This window comes from Pseudoalteromonas sp. Cn5-37, assembly GCF_021532495.1.
GTDB lineage: Bacteria > Pseudomonadota > Gammaproteobacteria > Enterobacterales > Alteromonadaceae > Pseudoalteromonas > Pseudoalteromonas simplex.
In genome coordinates, this window is sequence record NZ_JAKGBA010000001.1 from 909,186 (window position 1) to 923,994 (window position 14,809).

At 41.9% G+C, this 14,809-nt stretch carries 14 protein-coding genes; 9 read left to right on the forward strand and 5 right to left on the reverse strand.

The features are described from left to right. Nucleotides 1-122 precede the first annotated feature (122 nt). The 5 genes from L1266_RS04140 (at nt 123) to L1266_RS04160 (ending at nt 6,312) form a co-directional block, all read left to right on the forward strand. A complete protein-coding gene (locus tag L1266_RS04140) occupies nt 123-1,586 on the forward strand; it encodes a peptide MFS transporter (RefSeq protein ID WP_235376927.1) in 1,464 nt (487 codons plus the stop codon). 448 nt (nt 1,587-2,034) lie between these two features. Continuing rightward, the gene (gene hppD, locus L1266_RS04145; RefSeq protein WP_194441700.1) at nt 2,035-3,081 is read left to right on the forward strand and encodes a 4-hydroxyphenylpyruvate dioxygenase; all 1,047 of its coding nucleotides are present in this window, start codon (nt 2,035-2,037) and stop codon (nt 3,079-3,081) included. Nucleotides 3,082-3,224: 143 nt separating this feature from the next. Beyond that, nucleotides 3,225-4,538, forward strand: coding sequence for a fumarylacetoacetase (fahA, locus tag L1266_RS04150; RefSeq protein WP_054551781.1), 1,314 nt, complete (start codon nt 3,225-3,227; stop codon nt 4,536-4,538). Between the two features lie 150 nt (nt 4,539-4,688). Beyond that, entirely contained in the window at nt 4,689-5,840 is a 1,152-nt protein-coding gene (locus L1266_RS04155) for a M23 family metallopeptidase (protein ID WP_054551782.1), read from the forward strand. Next, nucleotides 5,830-6,312 carry a bactofilin family protein gene (locus L1266_RS04160; protein ID WP_235376928.1) on the forward strand — a complete coding sequence of 161 codons (483 nt, stop codon included), beginning with the start codon at nt 5,830-5,832 and terminating at the stop codon, nt 6,310-6,312. The genes L1266_RS04155 and L1266_RS04160 overlap by 11 nt, the downstream gene beginning before the upstream one ends. Here L1266_RS04160 and L1266_RS04165 read toward each other — a convergent pair. Continuing rightward, nucleotides 6,309-6,785 (reverse strand): hotdog fold domain-containing protein, encoded by a 477-nt coding sequence (locus L1266_RS04165; protein ID WP_194441701.1) that lies wholly within the window; start codon nt 6,783-6,785, stop codon nt 6,309-6,311. The genes L1266_RS04160 and L1266_RS04165 overlap by 4 nt on opposite strands. Nucleotides 6,786-6,962: 177 nt before the next feature. On the opposite strand from L1266_RS04165, the gene L1266_RS04170 reads away from it, so the two are divergent. The 4 genes from L1266_RS04170 (at nt 6,963) to L1266_RS04185 (ending at nt 11,402) form a co-directional block, all read left to right on the forward strand. Next, the gene (locus L1266_RS04170; protein WP_235376929.1) at nt 6,963-8,135 is read left to right on the forward strand and encodes a multidrug effflux MFS transporter; all 1,173 of its coding nucleotides are present in this window, start codon (nt 6,963-6,965) and stop codon (nt 8,133-8,135) included. A 222-nt stretch (nt 8,136-8,357) separates the two neighbouring features. Continuing rightward, a complete protein-coding gene (locus L1266_RS04175; protein ID WP_235376930.1) occupies nt 8,358-10,199 on the forward strand; it encodes a S8 family serine peptidase in 1,842 nt (613 codons plus the stop codon). Between the two features lie 97 nt (nt 10,200-10,296). Then, a complete protein-coding gene (locus L1266_RS04180) occupies nt 10,297-10,929 on the forward strand; it encodes a LysE family translocator (RefSeq protein ID WP_138601443.1) in 633 nt (210 codons plus the stop codon). Between the two features lie 8 nt (nt 10,930-10,937). After that, on the forward strand, nt 10,938-11,402 hold the full coding sequence (locus L1266_RS04185) for a methylglyoxal synthase (protein ID WP_054551787.1): 465 nt from the start codon (nt 10,938-10,940) through the stop codon (nt 11,400-11,402). A 32-nt stretch (nt 11,403-11,434) separates the two neighbouring features. On the opposite strand, the gene yegD is transcribed toward L1266_RS04185, so the two are convergent. The 4 genes from yegD to L1266_RS04205 all read right to left on the reverse strand — a co-directional run bounded on the left by yegD (nt 11,435) and on the right by L1266_RS04205 (nt 14,806). After that, the gene (gene yegD / locus L1266_RS04190) at nt 11,435-12,802 is read right to left on the reverse strand and encodes a molecular chaperone (RefSeq protein ID WP_235376931.1); all 1,368 of its coding nucleotides are present in this window, start codon (nt 12,800-12,802) and stop codon (nt 11,435-11,437) included. 67 nt (nt 12,803-12,869) lie between these two features. Further along, nucleotides 12,870-13,709 (reverse strand): DNA ligase, encoded by an 840-nt coding sequence (locus tag L1266_RS04195; RefSeq protein ID WP_235376932.1) that lies wholly within the window; start codon nt 13,707-13,709, stop codon nt 12,870-12,872. Nucleotides 13,710-13,801: 92 nt separating this feature from the next. Next, on the reverse strand, nt 13,802-14,458 hold the full coding sequence (locus L1266_RS04200; protein WP_235376933.1) for an HAD family hydrolase: 657 nt from the start codon (nt 14,456-14,458) through the stop codon (nt 13,802-13,804). A 48-nt stretch (nt 14,459-14,506) separates the two neighbouring features. After that, a complete protein-coding gene (locus L1266_RS04205) occupies nt 14,507-14,806 on the reverse strand; it encodes a hypothetical protein (protein ID WP_054561952.1) in 300 nt (99 codons plus the stop codon). Between the last annotated feature and the right edge of the window lie 3 nt (nt 14,807-14,809).

A 14,809-nucleotide genomic window follows, 5' to 3' on the forward strand; every position in this document is an offset into this window, starting at 1 on the left:
GCAACAAACCATTATCTTAGCTGCATCAAAAAAACATGGCCACCCGTTCATCAATATTAATTAACCAATGAGCAAAGCAATAATATAAGGCCAACGACAATTAAAATTAGGAAGTATAATTCATGAGTTCTCTACCAAAAGCTGGTGACTTTATGGGTCACCCGAAAGGGCTCTTCTTACTGTTCGTTACAGAAATGTGGGAACGTATGAGCTACTACGGTATGCGCGGTATTTTCGTGCTTTATTTATCAACAATCGCAACTGCAGCTGCTATGGGCTGGGATATGGCCTACTTTGGTATTGACCCATTATCTGCAGGTGCTGATGAAGCTTACCAAAAAGCATTAAACTCTAATGCATTGAGTATTTTAGGCCTCTATGCAATGTTAGTTTACGTAACACCAGTTATCGGTGGCTGGTTTGCTGATAATGTATCTGGCCAACGTAAAGCTATTATATTTGGTGGTGTTGTGATGGCTTTAGGCCAATTTGCACTTGGTACACCTCACGGTATGATCGAAGGTCTAGAAAAAGAGTTTTTATACCTTGGTTTAGCATTACTAATTGTTGGTAATGGTTTCTTTAAGCCAAACATCTCAACAATGGTTGGTGACCTCTATACTGAAACTGATAAGCGTCGTGACGGTGCATTCACAATTTTCTATATGGGTATTAACCTTGGTTCGATTTTAGGTTATTTCGTTGTAGGCTCAATTGGTGAAAAGTTTGACTATCAATACGGCTTCTTAACCGCAGGTGTTGGTATGTTAATTGGTGTAATTTTACAGTTAGCATTATCTAATAAATATCTTGCCGATATCGGTAAAGTTCCATCAGCTAAACAAGGTGATGACGCACAGGCTGCAAACAAACCTTTAACTTCTGAAGAGCATGATCGCGTTAAAGTTATATTAATCATGAGCTTTTTCACTATTGTATTCTGGGCTGGCTTTGAGCAAGCTGCAGGTTCAATGAATTTATTTGCAAAGTATAAAACTGACCTTGTTTTCTTTGGTTGGGAAATGCCAGCAAGTTGGTTGCAAGCTGTTAACCCAATCTTCATTATTATTTTAGCCCCAATTTTCGCAAGTGTATGGATCCGCATGGGAGATAAGGAGCCTGACTCTCCGCGTAAATTTGCTCTTGGTATGTTATTCCTAGGCCTAGGCTTCGTGTCTATGGTAGGTGCAGCCTTACAAATTGGTGATGATGCAAATACAAAAGCGCATGTAATCTGGTTAGTTATGGCATACGTATTCCACACAATGGGTGAGCTATGTCTATCACCAATTGGATTATCAATGGTATCTAAGCTCGCTCCGCTGAAGTTTACCTCACTATTGATGGGTATGTGGTTCCTATTCTCTGGTTTAGGCAACTACGCAGCAGCATCAATTGGTCAGCTTGTAGGTGAAAGTGGCCCTCTAAACACCTTTGGTGGTGTAGCAATTATGGCTTTCATCGCAGGTATTTGTTTATGGCTGTTGGCAGACAAACTTGTTGATTGGATGCATGATGCTGATACCTCTCAGGATGAGTTAGAAATTCTCGAAGAAGAATTAGAGATTACTGCTGACAAACAGTAACCTTAAGCCCCACAGTTTATGCTGTGGGGCTACGTACTTCCCGCCGTTAGATCTTTACTAGTAAACTACACTCGATATCATTTCGTACTTTCGACTTCCCTATTTAAATATTCACTGAAATTGACAACCACTAACTTTGTAAACAATTCGATACATTCACTCTAACTTTATTTGGCGAAAACAAAACGAATAAAATACAAAAAAGCTTATAAATATCAGTTCATTAAATATTTATTAACGGCGCTTTATTTACTCTTTTTGATCTTTATTTTTACTATTTTCACTTCACATGATGAAATTAAAACCATTGTCTCATTAAATTTACAAAAGGGACTTTGGCTAAATAACGCTGTGATCTTCCCCAAATTGAATTTCTGGTTAATCATCCGCTCATTACATAACAATAATTCTTTTTAGCGCAGTGCTTATAATTGCGGGAGTAATGACAATGAGCGAAGTAAATAATCCGTTAGGCCTAATGGGCATTGAATTCACTGAATACGCAACACCTGATGCAGATTACATGGACAAAGTGTTTACTGATTTTGGCTTCTCAAAGCTAAAAAAATTCAAAGGTAAAGACATTGTTTACTATAACCAGCATGACATTCATTTCTTACTAAACAATGAGCGTGAAGGTTTCTCTGCTGAATTTGCTAAAAGCCACGGCCCGGCAATCTGTTCTATGGGCTGGCGTGTAGAGAATGCACAAAAAGCATTCGAAGTTGCTGTTGAGCGCGGTGCAAAACCTGCGACAGACTCAACTCACAAAAGCTTACCATACCCTGCTATTTACGGTATCGGCGACAGCTTAATTTATTTCATCGAGCAATTTGGCGACAAAGGTTCTATCTATGAGTCAGATTTTGAAGATTTAAGCGAGCAAAACATTGTTGAAGACAAAGGCTTCATCCGTATCGACCATTTAACCAATAACGTTTATAAAGGCACGATGGAAACATGGGCTAACTTCTATAAAGACGTATTTGGTTTTACTGAAGTTCGTTACTTCGACATTAAAGGTCAAAAAACAGCGTTATTATCTTACGCACTTAAATCTCCGTGCGGTACTTTCTCGATTCCAATCAACGAAGGTAAAGATAACAACAACAACCAAATCGATGAGTACTTAAACGAGTACAATGGTCCGGGTGTACAGCATTTAGCATTCCTAACGAATGACCTAGTAAGCTCACTTGATAAGCTTGACCAATCAACGATTGCCACGCTTGATATCATCCCTGAGTACTACGACACCATTTTCGACCGTGTACCTTGGGTTAAAGAAGACAAAGAGAAGATCCGTAAGCATCAGATCCTAGTAGATAGCCAAAGCGAAAACTGTTACCTACTGCAAATCTTCTCGAAGAACCTATTTGGTCCTATCTTCATCGAGATGATCCAACGTGTAGATGACGGCGGTTTCGGTGAAGGTAACTTCCAAGCCCTTTTCGAGTCAATCGAACGTGATCAAGAGCGTCGTGGTGTAATCTAAACCGCCATATTGCGCTTAAAAAGCAGCGTTTAACACGCTGCTTTTTGTCGTTTTAAATTCTGTTTTAAACTAACTGTTTAAATTGCGTTGATTGCCTCCATATAGATAACTAATAAATCAGCGCGAACCAATAAGGAAAGAGTATGAGCCTAATTAACGAAACCCACGATATTAATCTAAAAAGCTGGGTTGCATCTGCTAACGAAGCGAACTGTGACTTCCCAATTCAAAACCTTCCTTTTGCAGAAGTACGTCGTAAAAATTCAGACGAAGCGTTCCGTGGCGCTGTAGCTATTGGTGATCAAGTTATCGACTTAGCAAAAGTAAATGAACTTGGTTTATTCTCAGGTGATGCACAGATTGCCGTTAAAGCTGCAAGCCAAGCTACACTCAATGAATTTATGGGTCTTGGTCAGCAGTATTGGTCTGCACTGCGTCTAGCGTTATCAAAAGCACTTCGTGAAGGTGCCAGTGAGCAAGCGCAATTAAGCGAAGCGCTTATCGCTCAAGCAGACATCGAATTTGCACTACCGTGCCGTATTGGTGATTACACTGACTTTTATACCTCTATTTACCACGCAACAGCGGTAGGTAGTCTATTCCGCCCTGATAACCCACTTCTACCTAACTACAAATGGGTACCAATTGGTTATCACGGCCGTTCATCGTCAATTGATGTATCTGGTCAAACGTTCCACCGCCCTAATGGTCAAACTAAAGCGCCAGATGCAGAAGTACCATCATTCGGCCCGTGTAAACGCCTTGACTACGAACTTGAGTTAGGTATTTACCTTGGTAAAGGGAATGAATTAGGCGATGCAATTGCCATCGAAAATGCTGAAAACCACGTATTTGGATTCTGTGTATTTAATGACTGGTCTGCACGTGATTTACAAGCGTGGGAATACCAGCCGCTTGGTCCATTCCTTGCGAAAAACTTCGCTTCGACAGTATCACCTTGGATTGTTACGACAGAAGCACTGGCACCATTTAGAACAAACTGGACACGTGACGAAAACGATCCACAACCAATGGACTATTTAGAGTCAGCTCATAACCGTGAGTTTGGTGCATTCGATATCAAAATGGATGTGCAAATTGAAACTGAAAAGATGCGTGCAGCCGGCGAAGCACCAACACAAGTATCTAAATCAAGCTTCAAGCACTCTTACTGGACAGTTGCGCAAATGGTGACTCACCACACTGTAAATGGCTGTAACTTTCAACCAGGCGATATGTTAGGTTCGGGTACGCAATCAGGCCCTGAGCACGAAGAAGCAGGTTCATTATTAGAGCTTTCTCGCGGTGGTAAAGAAAAGATCACCCTTGCTAATGGTGAGCAGCGTGCTTTCTTAGAAGACGGCGACAACGTAATTATGCGTGGTTGGTGCGAAAAAGACGGTTTTGCACGAATTGGTTTTGGTTCAGTTGAAGGAACCGTGCTACCTGCTAAATAAAAGTAACTCACTATTTTTATTTCCAGAACAAGTGTTAAGGGCATTTTTTGCCCTTTTTTTTGTGCTTTTTCAGCTGAGTTACAATTTTTTGCTGGCTTTTTTAACTGAGGTTGCTATCTTAACTCGGTTATTAGTTAAATTTTGTACGCCATGTTAGTTAAACTAAAGTCTTTTTATCGCACGTTTTTTCCAGCTCGACAGCTGTTGATCCGTCAAAATGGCGAAGTAAAACACTTGGTATTAGCGCCTTGGCTACAATTGACGACCTTAATGGTTATTTTAATAGCCATTGCTTGGCTTAGTATCTCAACACTTCAAATCATTTCACAAGCAGACAAGATAACCAGCATTGAGCAAAAACAGGTTACCAAGCAGCAAGAGTGGAAAAAGCAGCACTTTCAACAGCAAGCTGCCTATGAAAAACAATTAGAGCAACTAGCAATTCTTGAGCAAAAACAAGCGCTATTGCAAAGCATGATTGAATCACTACCAGAATCGATGAACAAACCCACCTTGCCAAACGATGCTGAACCTCTACTTTTACCGATTAAAGAAAATGCTGAAGATTTTCATGCTCCTTTAGAAGATGAGCAGCAACCAAAACAAGTAAAACACTTAGAAAGTATGACTGAGCGTTTAGCACGTCTTGATGCGGCTTATAATCGTAGTTTCGTAGTGCTAGATGAACAAATCAAATTACGCCATCAAGAAATTGTTGCCATGCTCGAAGGCGCTGGTCTTGATAGCAGTCTAGCCAATACCTCAATACTTGAAAGCTCAGACACAGCCCAGGGTGGCCCGTTAGACTTGTTTGACGAATCAAGAATTCCTGCTGAATTTTTAGCAATTGCCGACAACTTACTAGCGTTAAACAACCTAGAAAACTTGCTGAGTGAGTTACCACAAACACTCCCTGCTGCTGACTACTATATTTCTAGCAGTTTTGGCCTACGCAAAGACCCAATGAATGGCCGCCGTGCTTTTCATAAAGGGGTTGATTTAGCAGGTTGGCATAAAACCGAAATTTTTGCTCCAGCCGATGGCACCGTACTTCGTGCAGGTCGTAATGGCGGCTATGGCAACTTTATCGAACTACAACACAAAAATGGCTTCGTTACTCGCTTCGGCCACCTTAATAAAATTAAGGTTAAAAAAGGCCAAACAGTAACTAAAGATGATGTCATCGGTTTAATGGGTAGTACTGGCCGTAGTACCAGTACCCACCTACATTACGAAGTTTTAGTGAATGGCAAACATGTCAATCCAGTTAAAATAACAAAGGCGCTTTCTCGTGTTCGGTAAAAAAAAACAATCAACAGCTAGTTCGTCTGGCTCATCATTAAAAAGAACCAACCATACTCCTTCTATTATTTCTGAAGACGTACGCTTAACAGGTAGCCTTACCAGCCAAGGTGAGGTTCAACTTGATGGTCGTATCGAAGGCGACTTACATGTTAAACACTTAGTGATTGGTCACACAGGTATGATTGAAGGTGTTATCGAAGCAGACAGTGTGGTCGTAAAAGGTAAAATCATTGGTTCACTCATTGCCAACAAAGTGACAATTGAAAGTACTGCTGAAGTCCATGGTGATGTATTTCACGACACTTTAAGTATTGAAGCCGGAGCTATCATTGAAGGCAGCTTAAAACATCGTCACGAAGAAGATAATGTGGCGCCTATTAAGCCTGAAGAACAAACGACTACTTCAATATTGGCTGATGATGACAACGACTTGTCGTTTGTAAACAAACAAGCCGCTGATAAGTCTTAACGTTTTTTGGCGGTTACATACATAGTGATATCCGCGGTGAAGACAAGTTCATCGCGGCTATTGTAAACCTTAACGGGCACTAGCAAATCCTGCTTTTCTAGCCACTCACTCGGCACGTCTATCTGTGCAACTGCACGCATATCTGTGTCAATTTTTGCTAAGTAGTTCACTGTCATGCCTTTTGGGATCCAGCGATGCGTTTTTGCAGGTACCGTTGCATCAACCATTAAACCTGCGCATAGCTCTGCCACATTGCACTGTGCAATTGCATGGATGGTACCAATGTGATTATGGATCGCGCGGCGATTTTTAACAGTTGCACTGCAATGCCCAGCAGTCAAATTTGTGATCAATGGCTTTATAGACCCAAAGTAAGGTGCTTTAAAGCACACGGCTTTACTAAACAACCAGTTACCTTTCGGCAATGACTGACACTTAGTCCAAATTTTTAATAATGATGATGGTGAGCTCACGACGTTTATCCATTATTTTTATGATGTAAGATAAAAAACTAACACATCAGACCAGATAGCGAAATGGAAATTTTTTGTAAGCAGTTTTAATGATTACGTATGTATTACACTTTTAGCCAAGTGAACGCTTTTCTTTTCCTTTAGGGGCACATAAAATACCGTTTTAAAGGAGAGCGAATGCAGTCACGCCAGCACAAAAACCTCAGCTTACTATTTATTCTTGGCCTTCTGGTTATCTTTAGCCCGTTAGCAATAGATATTTACTTACCCGCATTTCCGACCATTGCAGAACAATTCAGCGCTTCAGAAAAGCAAATTCAGCAAACCGTCGCTATTTTTATGCTTACCGTCGGGCTTGGACAGCTCATTGCAGGGCCATTAGCAGATAAATTTGGTCGTAAGCCTGTGGCAATCACCGGTGTGACAATTTATGGTTTAGCGGCGTTTGGCGCGTATCTGGCACCTGATTTTGCAAGCCTGATGATTGCAAGAGCACTGCAAGGTTTGGGGGCCTGTGCCACATTTGTAGTAGCCTTTGCCATTGTAAGAGATCGATTTGGTAGTGAACGCAGCGGCCAAATTATTACTTATCTTAACGGTATCGTTTGCTTTATCCCTGCCCTCGCGCCAATTTTAGGCGCTTGGCTCACAGTACAGTTTGGCTGGCGCATGAACTTTTTATTCATGGCTGTATTTGCACTCATTGGTTTATTCATAACCTTGTTAATGTATAAAGAAACCCGCCCTGCAGATAGTGTATATAGTGGTCATATTCTTGACCTGCGCCGTTTTATGCCAATTATCAGCACACCATTGTTTTTATTCCATAGCTTAATTTGCTTGGTAACTATGTCGGCTATTTTAGTCTTCGTTACGCTAGCACCTGGCTGGCTTATTACAGAATTAGGTGGCAGTGTTACCGACTTTACTTTCTGGTTTACCTGTAATGCGGTATTGAGCATTGTGGCAAGCTTTATAATGCCACTGTACATCAAACGTCAACCAAAACGCGCGCTAAAAGCAGGACTCCTGCTGCTTGTAATCGCAGGAGCCTTAATGTTGGCCTTTAGCCAACAACGTACTGCGCTTGCGTTGATGTTTCCGATGTTTATTGCTGCGTTTGGTTTTGCACTGACACTTGGCTCATCAGCAGGCCGTGCATTAAGTTTGTTCCCTAAACAAGCAGGTACGGCTTCAGCACTTATAGGCTTAATGCAAATGAGTGGCGCAAGTTTATTAGTGTTTATAACGCAATTGTTAAATTTGACTACACCAGTATTAATTGGCGTGCACTTTTTAATGCTCATCCCATTTACCTATTTATTGTTCAAACATAAGCATTTGTCATAAAAAGTTTTATCATACTTTTAGTTATATCGGGTAAATGAGAATCGTTATATTCTATTTACCCGTTTAGACATCCTGTTATTTCCTACCGTTATAAAAAGCATCTTTCTAGAATAATTTATTCCAGTTTTGTGGATTATTTTGCTTGTACCTACTGCCCCATTAAACTATTGTTTACTCGCGTTAACATTTGGTTAACTCAAAAACAGGTTTGGGACACGAATTATGAAAAAGAATAAATTAGCATTAGCACTGATCATCAGTGGACTATGTGCAGCAGGAACTGCAAACGCAGCAAATGATCGTTACATCATCCAAGTCGACAACAATAAAAAAGGCGTAGTTAAAGCCCTCGCTAAAAAGCTTGGTGGTGATATTAAAGTTGATGGTAATGGCTTTATTGCAGCGCAATTTACAGGTCATGACCTTGCAAGTGTAAAAGGCTTATTAAACAACCCTCACATCAAACTGGTTGAAGAAGACCAAAAGCGTGTACCAATGGCGCTTTATAACGATGACGCTGGTAATGCAATGCAGCAGCAATTAACGCCTTACGCAGTTTACCAATCACAAGCTGATCAAGTTACCTTCGATGCAAATGCTGGCATGAAAGTATGTGTAATTGACTCTGGTTTAGATGCTACAAACCCTGATTTTGTATGGGGTAACATCACAGGTGATAATGACAGTGGCACAGGTAACTGGTACGACAATGGTGGCCCACATGGTACTCACGTAGCTGGCACAATTGGTGCAGCAGACAACAATGTTGGTGTGGTTGGTATGGCACCCGGTGTGGCAATGCACATCATCAAAGTATTCAACGCTGAAGGCTGGGGTTACTCTTCAGACTTAGCACACGCAGCAGATTTATGTTCTCAAGCAGGTGCAAATATCATCAGCATGAGCCTTGGTGGCGGTGGTTCAAATAGCACCGAGTCTAACGCATTTGCTAATTTCACAAGCGCTGGCGGTTTAGTCGTTGCTGCAGCGGGTAACGATGGTAACAGCGTACGTTCATACCCTGCAGGTTATCCATCTGTAATGATGGTTGGTGCAAATGATGCGGACAACCAAATTGCAGATTTCTCGCAGTTCCCTAGCTGTACAACTGGCCGCGGTAAACGTGCTACTACAGATGAAACTATCTGTGTTGAAGTAACAGCAGGTGGTGTTGATACTCTTTCTACTTACCCTGCAGGTATGGCAACGTCAGCTAGCTTAGCAGCTGATGGTACAGGCTTTGCTACTTCATCAATGGAAAACTCAGGCAATGCATCAGGCACGGCGTATTACATGGGTACTGCTGAAAGCGTAGATGCTGGCGCAGCGGGCAAAATTTGTATGATTGACCGCGGCAATATTTCGTTCTATGACAAGGTAAATAACTGCGAGAACTCAGGCGGTATCGGGGCTGTTATCATCAATAACGAAGCAGGCATGTTATACGCTACACTAGGCGAAACTAACGATACAACTATTCCTGCTGTTGGCGCTGCACTTGAAGACCGTTCAGCTCTTCTTTCAAGCACAACTATTGATATCGCAATTGGTACTAGTGATTATGGTTTCATGAGCGGTACATCAATGGCAACGCCTGCTGTTTCAGGTATCGCAGCGCTAGTGTGGTCAAATCACCCTGAGTGTACGGGTACAGAAATCCGTGATGCACTAAAAGCAACGGCAGAAGATCAAGGTGCTTCTGGTCACGATGTTTACTTCGGTCACGGTATTGTTAAAGCAGCTGACGCAGATGCATACCTAACAGCCAATGGCTGTGCAGGTGGTGGCGATAATGGCGGTGGCACAACACCAGGTGGTGATGATATTAGTCTTTCTACTTCAGGTTATAAGTCAAAAGGCACTAAATACATTGATTTAAGCTGGAGTGGCGCTGCTACAAGCACTGTAGATGTTTACCGTAATGGTAGCAAAGTAGGCTCAGTGGCAAACACTAACAGTTATACTGACACTATCACAACAAAAGGTGGTGGCACTTACACTTACCAAGTATGTGAAGCACAAAGCACAACTGTTTGTTCAAACAACAGCACTGTGACGTTCTAATACTTCCCCAACCCAAATTAGCGGGCATTGATTGCCCGCTTTTTCTTTTTCTAGAAGCTTGTTAAAATCAACTACCTAGCTTTTTATCTTTGTGCCGATGATCAATCCAGAATTTCTACTGTCGTTTTTAGGCGCCAGCTTTTTAATTGCCGTAGCTCCCGGCCCTTCTAATGCATTTTTAATGGCACAAACCTTTGCCAATGGCCGTAAAGCCGGAATGCAAAGTGCCTTTGGTTTTGCCTTAGGTGGTGTGGTGCATACTTTTTTTGCGGTGGTGGGTTTAACAGCAATCTTAAAAGCGTCGACTGTTGCTTATACCACGGTGCAGTATTTAGGTGCGGCGTACCTGTGCTATTTGGGCGTAATGACGTTAAAGGACACCTTCACACAGCCTGAGCCAGACTGCGACGAAAAACCCCATGTAAGTACCAGTAAAAAGCAAAATGTGATGTTTCAAGCAATGATGACCGAGGTACTTAATCCAAAAGTCGCCTTATTCTTTATTGCGTTTATTCCGCAGTTCGTCGATCCGAGCTTATCTTCAACGACCTTTCAGCTCGCTTTTTTTGGCTTACTCTACCCACTTTTTGCTTTTCCGATCGACTGCACGTATATTTATTTCGGCGATAAGATAGCCAGTTATTTTCGTGAGCACCCACAAACCCAAATTTGGATTGATCGGATCACGGGACTGGTGTTTATTGCATTAGCAATTAACCTATTGATATAAGAGCACTTATGGAACAAAAACAACAAGCCTTACCAGCCAAAAAGAATATTGCCCTCGTAGCCCATGATGGTAAAAAAGCTGCCCTTCAGGCGTGGTGTGAAAAACACCAAGACATTTTAAGTAAGCACACGCTATACGGTACGGGTACAACCGGTCATTTAATCGAGCGTACAACAGGGCTTGAAGTGATTAAGCTGCTAAGCGGCCCTATGGGGGGCGATCAACAACTTGGTGCTAAAATTGCTGAACATGAAGTGCACATGCTGGTGTTTTTCTGGGATCCACTTGCATCGCAGCCACACGACCCAGATGTAAAAGCATTACTGCGTTTAGCTGCGGTTTGGAATATTCCTGTTGCCTGTAATGAAGTCAGTGCCGATATGCTATTAAGCTCACCTATGATGGAAACTGAGTTGTGCCGCACGTTGCCAGATTACGAAAAATACCTCGCAACGCGCCAAGTGACTCTTTAGTTCTATAAGTCGATATATCAAAGTGGGGGCTATTAGCTATAAAGCTTGTGCGCCCACTTAGTTAAACCTGCAGTCACACTACCAAAGTGATCTCCGTTCAGCATTGCAATATCACCTAAATGGGCTTTTAACGCAGCCTTGATAAGCGGTGATTGTGCACTACCGCCCGTTAAGTAAATGACATCAGGCGTTGTGCCTGCTTCTTGAATCGCTTGTTTAGCTAGGCTTACTATCTGGCTTATCGAATCATCAACGGCTAAAGCGAGATCTTTTAGCGTTAAGCACTGCGTTAAGTCTGAATCTAAGAAGCGTAAATCTGTAGTAAATTCATTCGCTGACGAGAGCGCAATTTTTGCCGCCTCGCCTTGCTGCACTAATTGATGACCTTGCTTATTTTGCTGCAATTGAATTAAGCGTTTAAAAAGCGCAGGCTCTTTGACTTCACGAAGTTGAGTCAGTAACTCACGATGATGGGCATCGCTATAAAACTGACTTTGCAGATTTACATCATTGATTTTACAAGCTTGCCAAAACGGTTGATTCGGCAGTGGAAGTCCCGATTTAAACTCAGTGCCTAAACCTAGTAATGGCATTAAGCCATGAAAGCTCAGCGCAATATCTAAATCATTTCCACCCACACGCTTACCACTGTGAGCTAAAAAGTCATTGTCACGGCACTGCTTGTCACGAAAGCTCGGCCCCATTTGTACAAATGAGCAATCGCTAGTCCCCCCGCCAATATCGACAACCAACACTTTTTGGTCTTGCTGCAATGAGGTTTCATAATCAATCCCCGCCGCTAACGGCTCATATAAAAATGAGACCTCTTTAAAGCCTGCGCGTTTTGCTGCTCGCTCTAATATGCCGAGCGCTTGTTGATTAGACTCTTCACCACCGACTGATTGAAAGTTTACCGGTCGTCCAATTACCGTTTCTGTTAATGTGTCTTGCAAAGATTGCTCGGCGCGTTGTTTAATTTTTAAAATCATCGCCGTGGCAATGTCTTCAAAGAAGTTTATTTGCCCTTGCTTTAAGCCTACTGCACCAAAGAATGACTTAGGTGATTTTACAAAGTAACCTTCTTCAGGAAATTGCACATACTCGCTAATTGCTTCGCGACCTATAAATAAGGTCTCATCACCAGCTTGAATATCGAGGTCAGATTTAATCCGAGGAATGGTATTTAAAAGCGCTTGTCGCTCAGTTTTAAAGTCGTGCTCAAACGGGCTACCTGTCAGATTTTTTGTGACAAAATCGACAACTAATGCACTGTGATGAGTATAAAGTGTTGAGGGTAAATACTGTTTGCCTTGCTCAAGGGGTACTAAAGAGACTTGTTGCTCATTATCCATTACACCGATTGCACAATTTGAGCTACCGTAATCAAAGCCAGCAAACATTCTAACACCTATACATCAATAAAAAGGCCGCGAAATTTACCATAGTCGCAGCCATTTTTGAATGACGCTATGGCGTTTCATGCAAAAAGCTTGCAAAACGTGGTAGGCCATTTTTAGTAAAGCCATGATATTTGTAGGTAATAGTACTACCTATCGCTGGAGGCGATGTTCTTTGTTGATCGGTAAACCCCGAGCCAATTTTAAATTCGGTCCCATCACTGCTACGCACCTTGAGTGCACCAAGCATATTTTTATACTTACCCTTTCCTGCAATGTAACCGATTACAACCGCTTCAGCGTCAAAATAAGGCTTTAACTTTAACAATGCATCACTACGCCCTGTACTGTGCTTAGCTGAGGCTAAATGCAGCATGACGCCCTCAGCACCTTGTGCGACTAGCTCATCCATAAACAAACTAAGTTGCTTGTTATCGTTAAAATGTTTTTGCTCAACAGCTTTAATATGCTCAATTTTCAGCTGGTTTACTAACCTTGAATAGTTTTCATAGCGCTGACTAAACGACTTTGCGGCATCAGGCATATCAAATATCATGTAACTGACGGTTTGCCATTCAGACTCTACAGGTGTGACTTTTCGAACAATCCCGCTCACATTGGCAAAGTCTTGGCGCTTAGTCCAAAGCTCGCCATCAAGCCAAACATCTGGCAGCGGCGCGGTAAACCACTTGGGGGCATAAATTGGGTTACCATTTCGGGTTACTAATTGACTCCCAGTCCAAATAGCTCGAATGCCATCATATTTTTCACTAACTAAATAGTCGCTTACATTCACCTTTTCGGCTTGATAAACGTTTGCTAAAAGGACTGAAGGGGCTTGTTGCGCTTCGGCTGAAAAGCCTATAAATAACGTGATTGCGCACAAAAGCGCACGAGTGAATTTAACCATTTTTGCTTCCTTGCAAATTTGTAAGTTTTAAAGTGGCTATTCCTGCTTAATCATAACCACTTAACAATAGCTGTTTTGTGATTGCCAGCTAATTATAGTTTAGTTTCTAGCCATTTGAAAAATTCGTTCAAATCAGCAAACACGCCTGCCGCTTTACTAAAATCATGCTCTAACGTGAAATGATTCGGCACAGCAAACACAGCAACACCAGCATTGCTCGCAGCGGTGACACCGGTATAGGTATCTTCAACTGCTACGGCTTCATTAGCTGTAATATTTAACGTATCAAGAGCTAGTTGATAAGGGTCACCAGCAGGTTTAGGATTGTTAACATCATCTTTGGTAACCACACAATCAAACCAATCAAAAATGCCATAGCCTTTTAAAATAGGATAGGCTTCATTTTTTGCACTGCCTGTTACTAAAGCCATTTTTAAACCACTGGCTTTTACTTGCTCTAGCACTTCTTTAGCGCAAGGCATATAGGCGGGTAAATGAGTACTAACAAAACGGCCAAATGCCGCGTACTTATCATCCGTTAACTGCTCTGGATTGATACTAAGCCCATAACTTTCAACAACCTCCTTTGCGGCTTCAAATGTTGGTCTCCCAGAGAAACGCTTACAAAAAGTAGCTTCATCATACTGCACACCAAAAGGAGCTAATAAATCATTCCAAATAGTAAAATGCACACTTTCAGAGTCCACTAAAGTGCCATCCATATCAAACAATACTGCTTTTAAAGTCATCCTCATTCCTTCAAAGTAAAAAGGTGCCATAGGCACCTTTAAATATGATTATTCTGTTAAGCCCGCAGGAGGCTCAGCAAACGCTTCCTCGCCGGTTTCTACATCAACCAGCTCGTAGCCACGTTGCTTTCTTACCACTTTTAAAACCGGCTTAGAAAACGCTGTTTTTAAACGATCTGCATCTGCTTCAAGTTCTTCGACTGTATTACCAAATGGTGCGGCACCGGTTTCTGACCAGTTAGTCACTTTACCATTTAAGTTATATTCAACTTCATGAATTTGATATTGTGCCGCTTCATCTTTTGTTGCTTCACAAAAAATGACACGGTAGTTCCAAAATCCAGCCATAGC

Coding starts and splice junctions, on each gene's coding strand:
- L1266_RS04140 (WP_235376927.1), top strand. CDS start 123: ATGAGTTCTCTACCAAAAGCTGGTGACTTTATGGGTCACCCGAAAGGG.
- L1266_RS04170 (WP_235376929.1), top strand. CDS start 6,963: ATGCAGTCACGCCAGCACAAAAACCTCAGCTTACTATTTATTCTTGGC.
- L1266_RS04180 (WP_138601443.1), top strand. CDS start 10,297: ATGATCAATCCAGAATTTCTACTGTCGTTTTTAGGCGCCAGCTTTTTA.
- L1266_RS04200 (WP_235376933.1), bottom strand. CDS start 14,458: ATGACTTTAAAAGCAGTATTGTTTGATATGGATGGCACTTTAGTGGAC.
- hppD (WP_194441700.1), top strand. CDS start 2,035: ATGAGCGAAGTAAATAATCCGTTAGGCCTAATGGGCATTGAATTCACT.
- L1266_RS04195 (WP_235376932.1), bottom strand. CDS start 13,709: ATGGTTAAATTCACTCGTGCGCTTTTGTGCGCAATCACGTTATTTATA.
- L1266_RS04155 (WP_054551782.1), top strand. CDS start 4,689: ATGTTAGTTAAACTAAAGTCTTTTTATCGCACGTTTTTTCCAGCTCGA.
- yegD (WP_235376931.1), bottom strand. CDS start 12,802: ATGTTTGCTGGCTTTGATTACGGTAGCTCAAATTGTGCAATCGGTGTA.
- L1266_RS04175 (WP_235376930.1), top strand. CDS start 8,358: ATGAAAAAGAATAAATTAGCATTAGCACTGATCATCAGTGGACTATGT.
- fahA (WP_054551781.1), top strand. CDS start 3,225: ATGAGCCTAATTAACGAAACCCACGATATTAATCTAAAAAGCTGGGTT.
- L1266_RS04185 (WP_054551787.1), top strand. CDS start 10,938: ATGGAACAAAAACAACAAGCCTTACCAGCCAAAAAGAATATTGCCCTC.
- L1266_RS04205 (WP_054561952.1), bottom strand. CDS start 14,806: ATGGCTGGATTTTGGAACTACCGTGTCATTTTTTGTGAAGCAACAAAA.